The sequence below is a fragment of the Neobacillus cucumis genome (assembly GCF_023715505.1).
The window spans coordinates 1-18,157 of sequence record NZ_JAMBOH010000014.1 but is presented as its reverse complement, the minus strand read 5'-3'; the positions used below and the strand labels follow the sequence as shown (position 1 = coordinate 18,157).

The window sequence follows — 18,157 nt, the reverse complement described above, 5'->3', positions numbered from 1 at the left end:
AAGAAAAGATTGATTTCTCTTTTTATATATAACAAAATGGAAAGTTATTATTCGAAACTCGGCAGAAAATCACTTGATCCTGTACTTTTATTTAAAATGATACTAATTGGGTATCTTTTTAACATTGATTCCGAACGTCAATTGGGCAAGAGGTGTACTTAAATATCGCATATCGTTGGTTTTTAGGACTTGATTTAACTGATTCTGTACCTGATCATTCTACATTTAGTCAGAATAGACGTAGAAGATTTAAGGATAGTACAGTTTTTCAGGAAATTTTCGATCATATTGTAAAACTTAGCATAGAGAAGGGATTAGTTACTGGAGAAGTGATTGTAACAGATTCAACTCATATTAAAGCCCGGGTTGCAAAAAGTAAAGTCGAAAAAGTGGTTGTTGAGAAGACTCCTTCCCAATATTTAAATACTCTTGAACTAGAAGCAAAGAAAATTGAAAAAGAGCAAGAAGATAAAAGAATAGAATCAGGAAAAAAGAAATCGGGACGAAAACCAAAGGGTCCTTCTACTGAAACAATATCCATCGTTAAAACTGATTCTGACTCTGGAATATTAAATCGACCTGGAAAGCCATCCGGACCTCATTACTTAGCACACACAAGTATTGATACAAAAATGGAATCATACGATATACATCCGAGTCCAGGAAACATAAATGATTGTGAGCCCTTTGTTGAAAGATTAAAAGTGATTCAAGAAAAATTGATTTAGATATTAAAAATGTTGGGGCAGATCGAGGATATGATACAACACCAATTTATCATGGATTAAAAACTATGGAAATAACAGGCTATATTAATCCTGTTAAACATGACAATGCATTTAAGACAACTTCTCATAGGGATTTTACCTATGAGAATAAAACTGTTCTTATATTTGTCCAAATCGAAAAATACTTACTTTTACTCATCTAGCATTACAAAAGAACGGAAATTACTTTAAAACGTATTCTGCTAAAGCAAAAGACTGTAAAGTCTGTCCTCTTCGAGAAACTTGTTTTGGAAAGACAGCTAGTAGAAGGACAATTGCTCGCCCTATTGCTCATGAGTTATTGGAAGAAAATATTCAAAGAGCAAAGACCAGTGAGTACAAACTGGTTCAAAAATTAAGAAGAGTCTGGTGCGAAGGTTCCATCGGAACCATTAAATCAAAACACAATTTATATAAAACGTATAAAAGGGGCATTGAAAAAATTCAAGAACAATGTCTTTTTTAGGCGTTGGCGATAAATCTAAAACGGGTTATAAAGGTGATGAATTAGGACCAATAAATTATGGAAGAGAAATTAGAAATCATTAATTAACCAACAAAAAAACAAAATGGGAAAGGAGTCACAGCTCCTACCCCATTTTGTCAACAGCCCCTCTAGGTAGACTTTTTTTAAGTACTCTATTAGGGTACATTTTATAGGGAGAACGGCTTTTTTTTTGGAAAAAAATAAATTTGGAAGGATTTAAATAGAAAGATTTCTTATTGTTTATTCGTGGTTTTATTTTTGATTTCCAACTCCCCTTACCCTTTTTTAATTAAATTTTTTTAGAACTCACTCAGGTCCACGAAGTCTAGTCATTATTCCTATTAAAACATTTCCTTGCACTAGAATTAACAATGTATTCATTGTGTTTATATATTAATAAAATCTTGAATTTTGGCTCTAGAAGAAAGATTATTTCGATTAGAATTACATGGGGAAAAGATTTAAAATTAAATTAATCAAGATAATATTCCGATATATTTTAATATTAACAATTTTAGACCATAGCACACTGTGTTAAGTTTTGGATGCGATTACATTTGGCTGAGGTATCCGGATCAATTCTAGTTTTTGTGCATTTGATAGTTGCACGACAAAAAGGAAACAGACCTTTTTCTTTACAAACCAAAAAAGAGATTACAAGGAATCGGGAAAGTGGTTGCAATTGGTTTATCACAAGCAGGTGCGACTGTATTGGTTACAGGAACCAATCCGGAACGTACGAAGAAAGTCACCGAGGAAGTGGCCCAATTAACAGGGCGGGAAACAGACTACTTTATTGGTGATCTATCAAAAGATGAAAACGTTATCTAGATGGTTGAAAAAGCCATACATAAATGGGACAAAATCGACATTCTTATCAATAATGCCGGCGGAGGCGTGATTCTCCCGTTCCTTGAACAAACACCGGAAACCTTAAAAACAACAATTGACCGCAACCTCTGGACTATGCTGTGGTCATGTTACAGAGTGTTGCCGCATATGGTGAAACAAAATTACGGACGGATTATTAACATAGGGGCAGATTCTGTTCGCAATGGTTAATGGGACCATGCATCCTATAATGTTGCAAAGGGCGGGGTCTATGCCATTGTTTCCGGATTAGGAAGAGAATTCGCCAAAAATTTAGTACAGCGGGCGTTACGATTACTGAAAAGAGAAGCCCATGTAGAATACCCGCACTCCACTACGCTTCACAATGTGACGAATGTAAGAATCGTTAATAATGAAGAGGATGCCGTAAAAGTTAGATGCAATTTCCCTCCCTACCGTACTAAGCGTGAACTACTTGACAATTATGTCGAAAGAAAATGGAGAATTAAAGATTCAATCCAAGAAAGTCATTCTCAATTGGACAGTCTCCGCCCCCACGGAAAAGTAAGTATCATCTTATAATTTGTAGACAAATTTTGGAGCTGACCCACGGTGGATTACCGCGGTGAACCAGTGGGTGTCAGACCCCCTAAAATATTAGGAGGTTTTCGAATGATTGGCTATTAAAAGTTGGGGTATGTTGTGTTAAGCGTGACGGATCTTAATAAATCGTTAGATTAGGAAAACATAGGTTTGTTGGCGGTCAAGAAGACATGATTTGAGTATGGCTCAGAAATTTAAAAGCCAAGAGCCTCGCAACAGAAAAATAACAGTGGAAATTAGTTTAATTTCATTATTCTTTATGGGGTAAGGGAGTCTACGGTCTTCTCACTTCTTCCTTATTTGGTGCCAGGCAAGCCGTTAATTACTAGTTGGTTTAAGTCCAACTGCCAAGACTTCTCGGTAGCTGACTGGTGGCTAAGGTTGAATCCCTGTGACAAAGTAACTCTTTGACAGTGTTCGCAAATTAACAAACAGGTTGTAACCTAAAGCGAATCCTGTAGCCTCGTCAGAAGAAATACGGGTTTTGCCTATCCTATTCCAAGTCAAATTACAGAATTTTCCTAGGAGGATTAAAACAACTGTTTTCAGGTGGGGGGAGTACCAACCTATTTACTTATTTTGCTCGAGTAGAGTCTAATTAGAAGGGAGCATTCATTATGGTAATGGTTTGTAAAGAACATCTCACAAAAGGATTGGAATTACTTCCTGTTCCACATGTAAAAAAAATGCCTGCCCAAACAAAAAAAACATGTTCCTTTTGTGGCAAACAGGCGGAACTAAAATTATTTCTTCTTCTTAGCGTTAGAGAAAAAATATCATTTAACCTGATTCATTCATAGTAATTTAAGATTTAAACCTTATAGTCTTGTATATAAACTTTCTCACCCAATTTAGTTTGCGCAAAAAAATGAAAAAAGAATCCACTTCTATTAGAGTTTAAGTAACCAGACAAAAACCACACAGAAAGGATTCTTTAACGCAAGTAACTCTTGATTTCAACCGAAAAATTAAATTGTCAAGAGATGGAGGATCTCTTTCCTCCCGATAAAGGTGAATTTCTCTTTAGAGAATTCGATGAAAAATCGGATTTTCGAAGACTTTAGGAGAGTATATAAAACTGAATGATTCAAGGGCCTATTAACTTCATTCAGAAGAAACCCTTAAATGCCAAAAGATTTATCAAATCATTGCTGGGTATTCCGAAGATGACGCTGCAGATTAATTAACTAAAGATCCTGTTTACACACAAATTATTGGAACACCCACATTGCTTCCTTATTTGTAACGTGAAGGATAAGAGAAACAATAGAGGAAGAACTTGTTCTTGTTCCCTCCAATTTTGAAATTAATATTAACAAATGAGCTATTAGGCCCATTTGTGGCTCTTACGACTATATTCGAAAATATGTGATTTATATCACATAGTCCCGGAATGAAGTGTTTTAAAATAACACCTTGTAAATAGTAATAACTTAAAGGGAGTGTTTAATTTGTTAGATCAAAAAAAATAGACGCTTGTAAAATCAACTGTTCCAGTGTTAGAGAAGAAAAAAATTACAACCCGCTTTTATCAATTAATGTTTGGAGCACACCCTGAACTCCTTAATATATTTAATCATACAAACCAAAAACAAAGAAAACAGCAAAAGGCACTTGCAAGGGCAGTATATGCCAAATACATCGATAACCTCTGTGCCATTCTTCCTGTTGTGAACCAAATTGCCCACAAACACCGCAGTCTTGGGATTAAACCGGAACATTATCCAATCATCGTAGGAAAACTCTTGCTATTAGCAATCAAGGATTTGCTGGGTTATGCAGCAACAGACGCTTATAAAGAAATTGCCGATACCATTATTAATTTAGAAGCTGAATTGTACAAACAAGCGTCCAATCAAAATGGCGGATGGGACGGGTTCTGACCTTTCATCGTTGAGCGGAAAGTATACACATATTCGTCAATACAGCCTTTCTGATGCTCCGGGAAAAGACTATTATCGAATCAACGTCAAACGTGAGGCGGGAACAACAAATCCTTCAAGTAAGTGGACCTGCCGGCGACTTTGTCCTGGATTAGGATAAAAAATCACCTGTTGTCCTGTTAAGCGGCGGTGGAGACTAATATTCTGAAGCGTATTTTTTTTCGATCAACATCAACATTGGGAAAAATCCAAAAGTCCCCTTTAATTTAACCGGTTCTCTTCAATGGGACAAAAGTTAAAAAACATCAATAATCACAGAAAGTTCGGTTAAGAAATAAGTAGGGAATATTGATGGTTTTACTCCATCTCGTTTCATTACAACTAGCCATTTATCTATAAATTTGTATAAATCTATTGGTGTTGCTTCAAACTCTCCCCATTCATTTTTAGTAGAGTTTTCCGCAAATTTTTTAAGAAAAGAAAGGAATCATCAAATTTCCATCATCATCCCCGTTGCCAAACCCTCATTATACAAACCCCACAATTCTTCAAATCGGCCACTTTTTTAATGAAATGGTTTATTAACAGCGTATTGCATTGTGTTTATATATAAATAAAATCTTGAATTCGGGCGCTTGAAGAAAGATAATTTCGATTAGAATTAAATGGTCGAAAGATTTAAAATTAAATTAATCGAGATAATATTTCGATATATTTAAATATTAACATTTTAAAATATTGAAATTATCTGAAAAATACATCAGACGCTGATTACCTTAGCACGTTGGGTTAACTTTTGGATGCGATTACATTTGGCTGAGGTGCCCGGGTTCGATGCTAGTTTTCGTGCATTTGATAGTCTCGACAAGAAGGAATTAGACTAGCTATTTAGAGTTTTTAGGGCCAGGCGGTTTTGCGACTCCGGATGATAATGAAGCACTTGAACTATGCCAGGAAGGCTTTTTAAATACTAAAGAAGTCGGGTGGAATGATATTTCCAAAGGAATGAACAGGGAAATTCTCCAAGCAATGGATGAAGAACAAATGCGTTCCTTTTGGCGTGAATGGGATAAACGGAGGACAGCAGCGGAAAGAAAAAATGAAGAAGCTGGGAAGGTGAAAGTATGAACATAACACGTCAGGAAATTGAGGATCTTTTAGTCCATGAGGCGGAACCTCTTGATGAGTTTAAGCTAAAGGAGTGGTCTACATTATTCGCAAGCAATGGAACGTATATGATTCCGACCATCGGAAATCCTGATGCGGACTTTAAAAAATTTCTTCGTTCATGATGATCGAGCCCGTCTAGAACAGGGGCGTTACGATTATGGAAAAAAGAGGCCCATGTAGAATATCCGCACTCAACCACTCTTCACAATATCACGAATGTAAGAAACGTTAGTAATGAAGGGGATGCCGTAAGGTAAGCTGCATTTACTCAACCTATCCCACAAAACGTGAAGTGCTCGATAATTACGTCGGAGTCAACGAATCCATCTTGGTAAAAGAAAAAGAAGAATTAAAGATTCAATCCAAGAAAGTCATCCTAAAACTGACAGTCTCCGTCTGCACGGAAAAGTAAGCATTATCTTATAATTTAGGTTGGGTCAGACGCACACTTTTTTAACTCTTTTAAGTGAACTGGAAAGTTCCATAAACAAATAAGCATTAACATAAAACATGTAAACATTAACGCTATATTTAGAAAATATGTAAATCAAAACCAAGGAGGAATTATAAATGGTGCAAGTCGAAACTAAAACAGTAGTTGAACCTATCGTAAAACCATTTGATTGTTTACATTATATCGACGGTAAATTTGTTGAATCTGTAGATGGAAAAACGTTTAATAACGTGAACCCTGTAACTGAGGAAGTTTATGGTACAGTTGCAGAAGGAAGCGCGGCAGATATTGATTTAGCTGTTAAAGCTGCTAAACGTGCTTTTGAAGAAGGCCCATGGGGAAAAATGACTGTAAATGAACGTTCAAGAATTATCCGCAAAGTTGGTGACATTCTTGAAGCAAGACAAGAAGAAATCGCACAATTAGAATCATTAGATACTGGTAAGCACCTTAAATTCTCACGTCACGTTGATGCTCCTCGTGCAGCAGCAAACTTCCATTTTTTTGCTGATTACATGATTTCTATAGGAACAGAGGCATACCAAGATGAAACTCACAATGCGCTTAACTACGGATATCGCCGCCCGATTGGAGTAGTAGGATTAATCCAGCCATGGAATCTTCCATTATTCTTATTAACATGGAAATTAGCTCCAGCTTTGGCTGCGGGATGTACAGTAGTGATTAAGCCCTCTGAATTAACCCCAATGACGGCAACAAGATTAATGGAAATTCTTAAAGAAGCTGGTGTTCCGGATGGAGTTGTAAACTTGGTTCACGGTTTTGGACCTGGTGCTGGAAGTGCAATCAACAAACACCCTGACATTGCAGGTATCGGTTTTATCGGGCAAGTATCTACAGGTGCTAAAATCATGGCAGAAGCTGCGCCTACACTAAAAAAGCTTTCTTTCGAATTAGGCGGTAAAAACCCTAACATTATATTTGCAGATGTGGATATTGATGAAGTAGTGGCAACAACCATTAGATCAAGTTTTACAAATCAAGGGGAAGTTTGTGTCTGCGGTTCAAGAATCTATGTTGAACGCCAAATTTTTGATGAATTCGTAGAAAGATTTGCATCTAAAACAAGAGAATTAAAAGTTGGCGATCCATTTGATATGAGCAATGATCAAGGCGCATTAGTCGCCAAAGTACACTATGATAAAGTAATGAGCTACCTGAAAATTGCTGAAGAAGAAGGCGGTACTTTCGTTACAGGCGGTAAGCGCCCTGATGGTTTGGATAAAGGATATTTCATAGAACCAACCATCATTACTGGTCTAGATGACAGATCTCGTTGTGTTCGTGAAGAAATCTTTGGACCGGTTGTTACAGTTATTCCATTTGACTCAGAAGAAGAAGTGATTACGGCAGCAAACGATACTCGGATGGGCTTAAGTAACACAATCTGGACTAACGATATCCGTCGTGCACACCGTGTAGCCCAAAAAATTGTATCAGGTTTATCTTACATCAACTGTTGGTTTGTACGTGATCTTAGAACTCCATTCGGAGGTACGAAAGACAGTGGACTAGGTCGTGTTGGCGGTAGTCACAGTTGGGAATTCTACACTGAAATAACTAATATTTGTGTTAAACTTTAATTTTAGTTTTTAACATGGATATGTTGCACGGTTTAAATAAGATATACCGTGCAACTTTTTTGAATGTTTCTCAGCTTATACTAAACAGTGTCAAAATACATTTATAATAGAAAGGATATATTCAATTGACTAGTAAAATTGAAAAGTTTGCTGCTAAATTATTAGAAGCTGAAAAAAAACGCGTTGGAATTAATCCGCTAACTGTGGTAGATCCAGAAATTACTGTCGATGAGGCATATTATATTCAATTGGAAAATATTAAAAAGAAGGTAGCTGAAGGACAGAAAATTGTTGGCAAAAAAATTGGATTAACCTCTGTTGCCGTACAAAAAATGTTGGGTGTTGATGAGCCTGACTATGGACATCTATTAGACAGCATGGTCGTTGAAAATGGCGGTACTATTTTTTGTGAAACCATGCTTCAGCCGAAAGTAGAAGGTGAAATTGCATTTATTTTAAAGAAAGATTTAAAAGGTCCGAATGTGACTGTTCTTGATGTGCTGCAAGCAACAGATTATGTTGTTCCTGCTTTAGAAATTGTTGATAGTCGGATACAAGATTGGAAAATTAAGCTACCAGACACGGTCGCTGATAATGCTTCATCCGGATTATTTGTATTGGGTGGCAAGCCTACAAAAATTAAAGATATTAATCTGGAATTAATGGGCATGGTACTTTTGCAAAATGGTGAAGTTGCCAATACAGGTGTTGGAGCCGCTGCACTTGGAAATCCGGCAACTTGTGTTGCATGGCTGGCGAATCGTTTAGCAGATTATGATATTACTCTTAAAGCAGGTGAAGTAATCCTTTCGGGTGCACTTTCCGGCATGGTTGTCGTTAATCCGGGCGACAATATTACAGCAAGATTTGCTTATCTTGGTCAAGTAAGCGTTAACTTTAAATAATTGGCTTAAATAGATACTGAATCTGGATCAAAGGAGGAAAAGGAATGGCAAGTGATATTATTAAACAAATTGCTGATTACTTAGTTGCTGCGGAAGTAGAAAAACGTGAAGTTGTAAAGGTAACTAAGACGTTTAAATCTGATTTAACAGTTGAGGAAGCTTATCAAGCACAGGAACTGCTTGTTCAAAAAAAATTAGACGAGGGCCGAAGAATCATTGGCCCTAAGATGGGATTAACAAGCAAGGCGAAGTGGGAACAAATGGGCGTTACTGAGCCAATTTATGGATATGTGTTTGATTATATGTTGATCGATAACGCTGGTGTTCTTCCATTTTCTGAACTGATCCATCCAAAAGTGGAAGCAGAAATTGCGTTTTTGATTGGCGATGATATTGAAGGACCAGGAATTACCGGCTCACAAGTGTTAGCTAAAACAGAGTATGTTTTACCTGCACTCGAAATTATTGATAGCCGTTATGAGAATTTTAACTTTACCCACACAGATGTAATTGCTGATAATGCATCTACTTCAAGGGTCGTATTCGGTAATACACTTCGAAAACCAAATGACTTTGAACTTGAATTAGTAGGGGCAACTTTATCGATTAATGGCCAAATTAAAGAATTGGGCGCTGGAGCTGCCGTTTTAGGACATCCTGCCAATGCCATTGCAGTATTGGCAAACATGCTCGCCAGAAAAGGAGATAAAATTAAAAAAGGCCAAATCATATTATCGGGAGCCTTAACAAGTGCAATATTGTTAAAAGTTGGCGACGTTGTTTCAGGTAAATTTGATGGCCTGGGCGAAGTAACTTTCTCTGTTGGTAAATAAATCAGCAATTTTAAAACATATTACAATAGGAAAATATAATTTATGAAAGGGGAATTATCATGCCACTTATTCAAGTAAATATTATGGAGGGCAGACCACCTGAAAAAATAAAAGCATTAATTGAAAATATTACTGATACTGTTGTTGAAACATTAGTTGTACCAAAAACTAGCGTTCGAGTATTGGTTAATGAAATGCCAAAAACTCATTGGGGAGTTGCCGGTGTACCGGTTTCTAATAGAAAATAAACGAATAAGCATGAGTCTAGTAACTGTATTCTAGAAAATTAACAAACTATTAGTTGTTTTTATAAAGGTAATTTTTTCACAACTTTAGAAATAAAAAACTAAAACTCACTATATTTTTTGAAAGGGAGTTCATACTGTCGACAAATTCGAAAATATTCGAGTTTGTCGATATACCTGAGGTACTGACTCCCCCTTAAGGGAGGTTCGCTACACCTCTTATTGTTATTCACTTATATCGTTATGATTAGCCATAGTAGAAATAGATTTAAAGGCATACCCATTCATCTTGTTGAATTGGTATTTTTTATATCTGTCTGATTTAATCGTTACATTAACGAATTTTTTTATCATGATAACCATTGTTTTCAGGTCTATTTTCCAGGTGCAAACTCAATAGCCATGATACGAGCGGAAATGGTATTTTTTACGTATGCAAGAGCCATTCATGCAGGGATCCATTAAATAATTTCATGCCAGAACAGGGAAAATTATGGCTTATCATTAGCGTTTGGACTGACGGCTTTATTATGGATATAACTGGTCGTGTTCAATACTTGGATCCTCTTACGCATCAGCTCAACAATTAAGTGAAACCAGGTGAAATCGAGCGAGTGGCATTTGCAACGTAGTTGGAGTGCTTGGCGTTGATTAGGAAGATATTTTAATATACCAATTAGGAGTATTTAATAGAAGTACGATGGACTATTTTATCAGGTCTAAAATTATATATTTCCTAAAATTAAAAGGGAATAACATATTGACTGTAGGGGATATTTATATTAATTTGAAAGATATTTTTTCTTAAACTATCATAATTAGGAAAAATATGTTTTGCATTTGTAGCTTTTCTAAATTGACGATGAACTTGTTTACCTTGTTTTGTAATAAATTGTCCAAACATAAATAAAGTGCAGACTCCTGTTTGATTTCTAAAGGTAATTTATACGATAAATAGAGTCTGGGTATTATTATTTTATAAAATAAATATGGAGGAAAATAAAAAATGACAGTATCTGAACTCATTGAAAAACTAGAGAAATTGGATATTCAAGATGCACAGATAGTGCTTAAAGATTCATCAGATGAATATTTAGACATAGGAGAAATTGAAAGTATTTTAGGATTCTATTATGTAATTCATTCAGTTTCAACAAATAGGAGCCAGGAGGAAAAGTAACGGGTTCTCTTTTCGGAGCGGAGGTAACTTTTAATTTTTCAAGTGATTTTAGAAAATAGATTATATCAGAGTTGGTTAGTCGATTTAGAAGTGCTGCAGTCATTTTTTTATCTCCAAATATAGACGTCCATTCCGTAAATTCTAGATTCGTAGTTATCATAACGTATCATTTTTAAGATATTTGCTAACAGTGTTACGTGAAATTCCAAGTTTTGGCGCAATTTGCCTTTGCAATAAACCTTCAACCTCTTTTAAGAATTTTGATATTATGAAATTGAGCCATTTCGATCATCCTGTTCTTCCTCTCATATGAAGAAAGTATAGTCACTTCTTATCATAAGAGAGGTTAATAGAATTGGAAATCATGTGGCTCATTTTTTATGTGATCAAATCGTATAAAAGTACCTCAAATCTAGATTATCAAAAACAAATTCCTTTTATAATTTTGAGCTCCCCTTACCTTTTTTTATTATGTCATGACCATTTAAATGTCTTTAAAATTTACTCAGGAAAAAGGATATATATAATTATTCCTCTTAAATCATCTCTTTGCAAACGAATTAACAGAGTATCCATAATTATCTATATATAAATAAAATCTTGAATTTAGTCACTTAAAGTAAGAATATTTCGATTAGATTTTCACAAAAAAAAGATTTAAAATTAAATCAATTAAGATAATATTCTGATATTTTTAAATGTCAATATGTTCAGATATTATCTTGAAAAATGCATTAAACGCTGTTTACTTAAGCACACTGAGTTAAGTTTTGGATGCGGTTACATTTAGTTGAGGTATACGGATCGATGTTAGTTTTTGTGTATTTGATTGTGACGACAAAAAGGAAACAGACCATTTTCTTTACAAACCAAAAAAGAGATTACAAGGAAAAGAGGTGATAGATATTAGCATGTCGAGTCGTCGAGTCAATCACAAGCCTATCTTTTGGAAGGGAGAGTAGCCATGTAACAGGTTCTTCACAATTGGGAAAGCGGATGCAAATGGTTTATCACAAGCAGGTGCGACTGTATTGGTTACAGGAACCAATCCGGAACGTACGAGGAAAGTCGCCGAGGAAGTGGCCCAATTAACAGGGCGGGAAACAGACTACTTTATTGGTGATTTATCAAAAGATGAAAATGTTATCCAGATGGTTGAAAAAGCCATACATAAATGGGACAAAATCGACATTCTTGTCAATAATGCCGGCGGAGCGTGATTCTCCCGTTCTTTGAACAAACACCGGAAACCTTAAAAACGACAATCGACCGCAACCTCTGGACCACGTGGTCATGTTGAGTTTTGCCGCATATGGTGAAACAAAATTACGGACGGATTATTAACATAGGAGCAGATTCTGTCCGAAATGGTTTATCGGACCATGCAGCCTATAATACTGCAAAGGGCGGGGTCCATGCCATTGTTTCCGGAATAGGAAGAGAATTCGCCAAAAATAATATTACCGCGAATGTCATCGCTCCCCCGGCAGTAGAGGGGGAAGTGCTGGATGAGATCAGAAAGAGAGAGACGGGGTAGATCGCTATATTAACATCATTCCAAAAGTAAGAGGGGCCTATCCGGAAGAGGTGGCGGATGCCGTCGTATTCCTTGCTTCCGATAAGGCTACTTTTATTACGGGCCAAGTGATTAGTGTAAATGGCGGAAGCAGGATGTAATAAAAATGATTTTAAGGTTTTCTAAAACCTCTTTCAGAACTGACACAAATGATGAGCAGGTTTACTAAAAAAACTTATTTAGGGGGAGAGCCAATGAGCAATTATCTTAAGGAAGATCAACAGAAGTGTTTATTCAAAGTAAATCGTGAAGTTTTTATTGATCGGGAAATTTTAGAAGTCGAACGCAATGAGATTTTTAATAAATGCTGGTTATATATCGGGCATGAATCAGAAGTACCGAATAAAGGCGATTTTCATAGAAGAAAAGTTGGTGGACGAAACCTTTTATTTACCCGCGGCAATGATGGGGTGATAAGGGCATTATATAATTCTTGTCCACACCGGGGTGCGCTCGTATGCCGTGAAGGAAAAGGAAACTCAAAAGTATTCCGCTGCTTCTATCATGCGTGGAGCTTTAATACGCAAGGGGAATTAGTCGGATTACCTGATAAATTTGGTTTCTTGGAAGACCATAACTGCGATGGCTCCAAAAATATGCTGGCTGTCAAACGACTTGAAAGTTACCGCGGTTTCGTATTCGTTAACTTTGATGACAACGCCATATCATTAGAGGAATACCTGGCAGGTGCCAAAGAGTATCTCGACTTGGTGGCAGATCAAACAGAAGTTGGAATGGAAGTTTTGCAGGATCCCCAGGAATATAGCGTACGAGCGAACTGGAAATTACTTTGTGAAAATAGTTTTGATTTATACCACGGGGTACCAACCCATAAAACCTATTTTGATATTGTTGCGACCCGCGGCGGAATAATGGAAAAAGACAGTCTTGCAGGGGAAGCACGCGCTCTGGGGAATGGACATGCCGTAATGGAATATTATGCCCCGTGGCCAAGACCAATCGGAAAATGGATTGAAGGTTACGGTGAAGAGGCGAAAGAAATTATCGACAAAATCAATGCCCGCTTAGTAGAGAAATTTGGCGAAGAAAGAGCCCACCGCATTTCGAAAAAGAACCGTAATATTTTAATTTTCCCTAACCTGGTCATCAATGATATCATGGCGATTGCAATCAGAACCTTTTATCCGATTGAACCGGGTTATATGCAAGTAACCGCCTATGCTTTATCTCCTATAAATGAAACAGACGGTTTCAGAGAGGTACGGAATGACAGCTACTTAGAGTTTTTAGGGCCAGGCGGTTTTGCGACTCCGGATGATAATGAAGCACTTGAACTATGCCAGGAAGGTTTTTTAAATACTAAAGAAGTCGGATGGAATGATATTTCCAAAGGAATGAACAGGGAAATTCCCCAAGCGACGGATGAAGAACAAATGCGTGCCTTTTGGCGTGAATGGGATAAACGGATGACAGCAGTTGAAAGCAAAAAAGAAGAAGCTGGGAAGGTGGAAGTATGAACATAACACGTCAGGAAATTGAAGATTTTTTATTCCATGAGGGGGAGCTTCTTGATGAGTTTAAGTTAAAGGAGTGGGCTGCATTATTCGCAAGCAATGGAACGTATGTGATTCCGCCCATCGGAAATCCTGATGCGGATTTTAAAAAATCGCTTTTCTTTGTTCATGATGATCGTGCCCGTTTAGAACAGCGGGCATTACGATTACTGAAAAGAGAAGCCCATGTAGAATACCCGCACTCCACTACTCTTCACAATGTGACGAATGTAAGAATCGTTAATAATGAAGAGGATGCCGTAAAAGTCAGATGCAATTTCTCTACCTACCGTACGAAACGTGAAGTACTGGACAATTATGTCGGGGTCAACGAATACATCTTGGTAAAAGAAAATGGAGAATTAAAGATTCAATCCAAGAAAGTCATTCTCAAATTGGACAGTCTCCGCCCGCACGGAAAAGTAAGTATCATTTTATAATATGAAGTCAGATTTTGATTGGGGTTCATACGAATTAACACATTAACGCGGTTAAGCTATGAGGGTCAGACCCTCTACTATAATACAGGAGGTTTTTGAATGATTCGTTATAAAAAGTTGGGATATGTTGTGTTAAGCGTGACTGATCTTAATAAATCGGTAGATTTTTATGAAAATATTGTTGGTTTGGAATTTGTTGAACGGGTTCTTGATGTGGCATACCTTCGATGCAGCGGGGACCATCACAATTTAATCCTTGAACAAGGAGAAGAACCTGGGTTAAAAAGAGTAGCATTTGAGCTTGAAAAGGCAGACCAATTTCAAGCGGTGTTTGACCATTTATCGAAACAAGGTGTAAATCCTGTCGAATTAAGCGCAGAGGAGTGCCAAAATTTGGCCCAAGGTAGAACATTGCGTTTTAAAGATCCATATTTAGGGGTAACGTATGAATTCTATGTGCAAATTATGCAAATGGGTACACCATTTGTTCCTAAGAAGGCCAGAATTACGAGACTTCTTCATGTGGTTTATGAAACTAATAAATTTGACGAATTATTTGATTTCTTTACGAATGTTTTGAACTTCAACATTTCAGATATCCAAGGAAGGGAAACGGGATGGGCCTGGTTAAGGGCAGCTGGAACTCCATTTCACCATAATTTTGCCCTGACAAAAGGGAAAGAAAATAAATTGAATCACCTTGCTTATCAAGCTCAACGTGTAGATGATGTGGGGATTCAAGTTAATAGATTAAAGGATAACAATGTTCCGATTCTATTTGGGCCAGGAAAACATCACCCATCGGGCAGCATTTTCCTATATTTTGCGGATCCTGATGGCTTAACGATTGAGTATAGTCAAGGAATGGAAGAATTTCCGGAGGAAAATCCAAGAGAGCCTCGCCGTCTAGAACCAACCATGCATACCCTTGATGAATGGGGAGGAAGACCTAAACCAGGATGGGGAAAAGTTGGTAAATTGATAAAGGAAGACCTGGAAAAAGTTAATCAATAATCAATCAACAATTATCCTTTAAGGAGGCAGCATCATGTCAAAAGGTGAGAATTTCCGTGTTGACTTTCACACCCATATTATTCCTGAGAATTTTCCTGATTTTGCGGAAAAATATGCGGATAATCGTTTTCCGATTTTAAAGCATACGTGCAGCTGTGGAGCTGAAATTTACAAGGATGGAAAGTCATTCCGAAAAGTCGACGAGAATGCCTGGAATCCTGAAAAGCGCATCGCTGAAATGGATGCAGAAGGTGTCAATGTCCAAGTTTTATCTCCGATTCCGGTTACGTTTACATATTGGGCAGATGTAGAAAAGTGTTTAGAGCTGTCGAAAGCACAAAATGATTTTATAGCTTCGGTAGTAGCCCAATATCCTGATCGTTTTGTCGGCCTTGGAACCGTACCATTGCAGAATTCAGATTTGGCGATTGTAGAAATGGAAAGAGCAGTTAACGAGCTGGGGCTGAAAGGGATTGAAATCGGCAGCAACGCAAATGGAAAAACCCTCGATGATCCAGAGATTCAAAGATTTCTGGAAGCAGCGGCAAAAATGGATGTACCCATTTTAGTTCATCCATGGGCCACGGTCGGAGTAGAGAGAATGCCAAACCATAACTTTATGTATTCGATTGGAATGCCGTCCGAAACAGCACTTGCGGCAGGAAGTCTAATCTTCAGCGGTATTCTTGATAAATTTCCAAAATTAAAAATCTGCTTTGCCCATGGCGGAGGGTCCCTGCCGTATTTATTACCGCGAATCGACCAAGCCTGGGAAGTATGGCCGCATATCCGCACAACGGAACGGCCGCCAAGCTATTATGCGAAGAAACTCTATTACGATACGCTCGTTTACGATCCGTGCAATCTCCAATTTATGCTTGGAAAATTTGGTGCTGATCATATTATCATGGGTACAGATTATCCATTCATGTTGCGGGAAGCACCGCCGGGGAAAATAGTTGAAATGTTGGAAAATGTTTCGGATGTGGAAAAGAAACAAATGCTTGGAGAAAATGCGATTAAGTTTCTGGGATTAAATAAAGAGAGTTTTATTAAAGAATCGGAATAGGCCAAATTAGAGAACATTCCATTTTGATAGGAATGTTCTTTAATTTGGCCTATAGGTTCTATAGATCAGGAAATTTTTTTAAAGAGGTTTTAAACGACTGTAGAAATAGAAGAAGCTTTTCTAACTTTGGAGACTCCTTTTTATATATTCCTACAACATTATAAGTGAGATGCTCAAAGTCAGCAAAAGGGACGACACATAAATCTTTATTCGGTTTATTGGCAAGTATGAGTTCCGGTACAACACTGAAACCCCAGTTATTTTTAACCATAGAAATAACCATTTCAAATCCGCCGACTTCAATTCGTTTTAGATTTTTTACACCTACTAATCCTTCATCAATCGTTCGCCATAAAGCTGATTCCCGCCGATAGCAAATCATCGTTTGGTTAATGAGATCATCTTTGTAAATTTTAGTTTTTCCAGTTAAGGGATGGCTTTTTCCGACAATAAAAAAAGTTTTTCACGAAAAATTTATTCAGATTCCAGATTTGTAAATGGGATTACATCTCTTAGAATTCCGAAATCGATTGATCCTTCTCTAATCATTTTAGAAACTTCAACAGAGTCCGCAGCTTCGACTAGATCAAACGAAAGTTGACTCGTTTGCCGGAGCATTGATAAAGCCTCTAAAACAATCGAAACAGAGATAGCAGGTGATAATCCAATAGTAATTGTTGGTTTTTTAATACCTTCAACCACTTGTCTTGCTTCATTTACATAGTTTAATATTTTTCAAGCATATGGAAGGAGGGCTGTTCCTTCCTCCGTTAACAGTATCTTTTTTCCGTCACGGTAAAATAATTTACATCCGGATTCGATTTCTAATTTTTGAATCCGTACAGTGATTGCCGGTTGTGTTAAATTCAAATGATCTGCGGTGCGCGAATAATTATTTAATCAAAAATAGTCATAAATGTTAAAAGCTGTTCATCATCCATTTCAACACTTCCTATGATCATTTTTAAAAATGATTCCAGAAAAAAATTTTCAAAAGCGAGCTGTTTGTCTGCAATCTTAACATGGTGATTATCTAAATTAATTATAAAACGCTTTCATTCACTGGGTAATCCCAATATAACTATGAAAGAAAAGACAGAAAGGGAATCGGATAAAAAGAGACATAGATTCCTTTTTATCCGATTCCTTTTTCTTAAGTTGTTGCTATATTTGTCTGGTCGTTTTCTTTAGATAAACCTTATCTTAAGTCCAATTAAGGTACCTATCGTAAAACTATTTTACAAAATCATCTATTTGGGTGAAGAGTATGGAGTTTAATCCTGAGGTGCATTTAAATATTGAAGAAACAGGGCTATCCTCTAGAGGACATTTTTCGGCAAGTAATAAAAAAGAAATTCAAACGTTGCCCATCAGTACATACATGCGAATAAAGTGAATTTATTTCTGTCAGACATTCTCCACATAAGATTTTTTATTCTATATATCTAATAACTCAACTTTCGCAGACTGAAATAGGCAGGTATGCCTTGATATAGTTAGGCAAGCCCGCAATCCATTGCTCTAGTTGACTTTTAATTAACTTTTGAATCTTTTTGTTACTCTCTTTAAGGGTATCTTCAAG

The 18,157-nt window shown here is 36.9% G+C and carries 18 protein-coding genes and 7 pseudogenes; 19 read left to right on the top strand and 6 right to left on the bottom strand.

Annotated features, from left to right (window positions below; genetic code table 11):
• Positions 1-36 precede the first annotated feature (36 nt).
• The 6 genes and pseudogenes from M3226_RS18845 to M3226_RS18830 form a co-directional block, all read left to right on the top strand.
• Positions 37-728 (top strand): annotated as a pseudogene (locus tag M3226_RS18845) (transposase).
• A 163-nt stretch (positions 729-891) separates the two neighbouring features.
• Entirely contained in the window at positions 892-1,233 is a 342-nt protein-coding gene (locus M3226_RS32785) for a transposase (RefSeq protein ID WP_374110643.1), read from the top strand.
• 624 nt (positions 1,234-1,857) lie between these two features.
• Positions 1,858-2,316 (top strand): annotated as a pseudogene (locus tag M3226_RS18840) (SDR family NAD(P)-dependent oxidoreductase).
• Positions 2,317-2,361: 45 nt separating this feature from the next.
• Entirely contained in the window at positions 2,362-2,667 is a 306-nt protein-coding gene (locus M3226_RS32780) for an aromatic-ring-hydroxylating dioxygenase subunit beta (RefSeq protein ID WP_374110642.1), read from the top strand.
• Between the two features lie 988 nt (positions 2,668-3,655).
• Positions 3,656-3,868 (top strand): annotated as a pseudogene (locus M3226_RS18835) (transposase); the annotation flags it as partial.
• Positions 3,869-4,226: 358 nt separating this feature from the next.
• Positions 4,227-4,723, top strand: a pseudogene (locus M3226_RS18830) (globin domain-containing protein); the annotation flags it as partial.
• 143 nt (positions 4,724-4,866) lie between these two features.
• Here the strand turns inward: M3226_RS18830 and M3226_RS32775 are convergent.
• Positions 4,867-5,031: pseudogene (locus M3226_RS32775) on the bottom strand (DUF2750 domain-containing protein); the annotation flags it as partial.
• Positions 5,032-5,695: 664 nt separating this feature from the next.
• On the opposite strand from M3226_RS32775, the gene M3226_RS18825 reads away from it, so the two are divergent.
• The 6 genes from M3226_RS18825 (at position 5,696) to M3226_RS18800 (ending at position 10,962) form a co-directional block, all read left to right on the top strand.
• A complete protein-coding gene (locus M3226_RS18825) occupies positions 5,696-5,863 on the top strand; it encodes a hypothetical protein (protein ID WP_251568052.1) in 168 nt (55 codons plus the stop codon).
• 448 nt (positions 5,864-6,311) lie between these two features.
• Entirely contained in the window at positions 6,312-7,799 is a 1,488-nt protein-coding gene (locus M3226_RS18820; protein ID WP_251568050.1) for an aldehyde dehydrogenase, read from the top strand.
• A 125-nt stretch (positions 7,800-7,924) separates the two neighbouring features.
• Positions 7,925-8,704, top strand: a complete 780-nt coding sequence (locus tag M3226_RS18815; RefSeq protein ID WP_251568048.1) for a 2-keto-4-pentenoate hydratase — start codon at positions 7,925-7,927, stop codon at positions 8,702-8,704.
• Positions 8,705-8,748: 44 nt separating this feature from the next.
• Positions 8,749-9,537 (top strand): 2-keto-4-pentenoate hydratase, encoded by a 789-nt coding sequence (locus M3226_RS18810; RefSeq protein WP_251568046.1) that lies wholly within the window; start codon positions 8,749-8,751, stop codon positions 9,535-9,537.
• A 59-nt stretch (positions 9,538-9,596) separates the two neighbouring features.
• Positions 9,597-9,785 (top strand): 4-oxalocrotonate tautomerase, encoded by a 189-nt coding sequence (locus M3226_RS18805; RefSeq protein WP_251568031.1) that lies wholly within the window; start codon positions 9,597-9,599, stop codon positions 9,783-9,785.
• Between the two features lie 1,003 nt (positions 9,786-10,788).
• Positions 10,789-10,962 carry a hypothetical protein gene (locus M3226_RS18800; RefSeq protein WP_251568029.1) on the top strand — a complete coding sequence of 58 codons (174 nt, stop codon included), beginning with the start codon at positions 10,789-10,791 and terminating at the stop codon, positions 10,960-10,962.
• Between the two features lie 70 nt (positions 10,963-11,032).
• Here the strand turns inward: M3226_RS18800 and M3226_RS18795 are convergent.
• Both M3226_RS18795 and M3226_RS18790 read right to left on the bottom strand, forming a co-directional pair.
• Positions 11,033-11,125: pseudogene (locus M3226_RS18795) on the bottom strand (ATP-binding protein); the annotation flags it as partial.
• Entirely contained in the window at positions 11,119-11,196 is a 78-nt protein-coding gene (locus tag M3226_RS18790; RefSeq protein ID WP_251568348.1) for a hypothetical protein, read from the bottom strand. The gene M3226_RS18790 and the pseudogene M3226_RS18795, both read right to left, overlap by 7 nt.
• Before the next feature lie 797 nt (positions 11,197-11,993).
• Between M3226_RS18790 and M3226_RS18785 the strand changes: the two genes are divergently transcribed.
• The 7 genes from M3226_RS18785 (at position 11,994) to M3226_RS18760 (ending at position 16,575) form a co-directional block, all read left to right on the top strand.
• On the top strand, positions 11,994-12,182 hold the full coding sequence (locus M3226_RS18785) for an SDR family NAD(P)-dependent oxidoreductase (protein ID WP_251568027.1): 189 nt from the start codon (positions 11,994-11,996) through the stop codon (positions 12,180-12,182).
• A gap of 92 nt (positions 12,183-12,274) precedes the next feature.
• Positions 12,275-12,499, top strand: a complete 225-nt coding sequence (locus tag M3226_RS18780) for an SDR family NAD(P)-dependent oxidoreductase (protein WP_251568024.1) — start codon at positions 12,275-12,277, stop codon at positions 12,497-12,499.
• Between the two features lie 50 nt (positions 12,500-12,549).
• Positions 12,550-12,639 (top strand): SDR family oxidoreductase, encoded by a 90-nt coding sequence (locus M3226_RS32770; RefSeq protein ID WP_374110636.1) that lies wholly within the window; start codon positions 12,550-12,552, stop codon positions 12,637-12,639.
• Positions 12,640-12,732: 93 nt separating this feature from the next.
• Positions 12,733-14,016, top strand: coding sequence for an aromatic ring-hydroxylating oxygenase subunit alpha (locus M3226_RS18775; RefSeq protein WP_251568022.1), 1,284 nt, complete (start codon positions 12,733-12,735; stop codon positions 14,014-14,016).
• The gene (locus tag M3226_RS18770; RefSeq protein WP_251568020.1) at positions 14,013-14,492 is read left to right on the top strand and encodes an aromatic-ring-hydroxylating dioxygenase subunit beta; all 480 of its coding nucleotides are present in this window, start codon (positions 14,013-14,015) and stop codon (positions 14,490-14,492) included. Before M3226_RS18775 ends, M3226_RS18770 begins: the two co-directional genes overlap by 4 nt.
• Positions 14,493-14,591: 99 nt before the next feature.
• Entirely contained in the window at positions 14,592-15,506 is a 915-nt protein-coding gene (locus tag M3226_RS18765) for a VOC family protein (RefSeq protein WP_251568018.1), read from the top strand.
• A 34-nt stretch (positions 15,507-15,540) separates the two neighbouring features.
• A complete protein-coding gene (locus M3226_RS18760; RefSeq protein ID WP_251568015.1) occupies positions 15,541-16,575 on the top strand; it encodes an amidohydrolase family protein in 1,035 nt (344 codons plus the stop codon).
• Between the two features lie 58 nt (positions 16,576-16,633).
• On the opposite strand, the gene M3226_RS18755 is transcribed toward M3226_RS18760, so the two are convergent.
• The 3 genes and pseudogenes from M3226_RS18755 to M3226_RS32765 form a co-directional block, all read right to left on the bottom strand.
• The gene (locus M3226_RS18755) at positions 16,634-17,026 is read right to left on the bottom strand and encodes a LysR family transcriptional regulator substrate-binding protein (protein ID WP_308211963.1); all 393 of its coding nucleotides are present in this window, start codon (positions 17,024-17,026) and stop codon (positions 16,634-16,636) included.
• 23 nt (positions 17,027-17,049) lie between these two features.
• A complete protein-coding gene (locus tag M3226_RS18750) occupies positions 17,050-17,277 on the bottom strand; it encodes a substrate-binding domain-containing protein (RefSeq protein ID WP_251568013.1) in 228 nt (75 codons plus the stop codon).
• A 33-nt stretch (positions 17,278-17,310) separates the two neighbouring features.
• Positions 17,311-17,457 (bottom strand): annotated as a pseudogene (locus M3226_RS32765) (LysR family transcriptional regulator); the annotation flags it as partial.
• Positions 17,458-18,157: the final 700 nt, after the last annotated feature.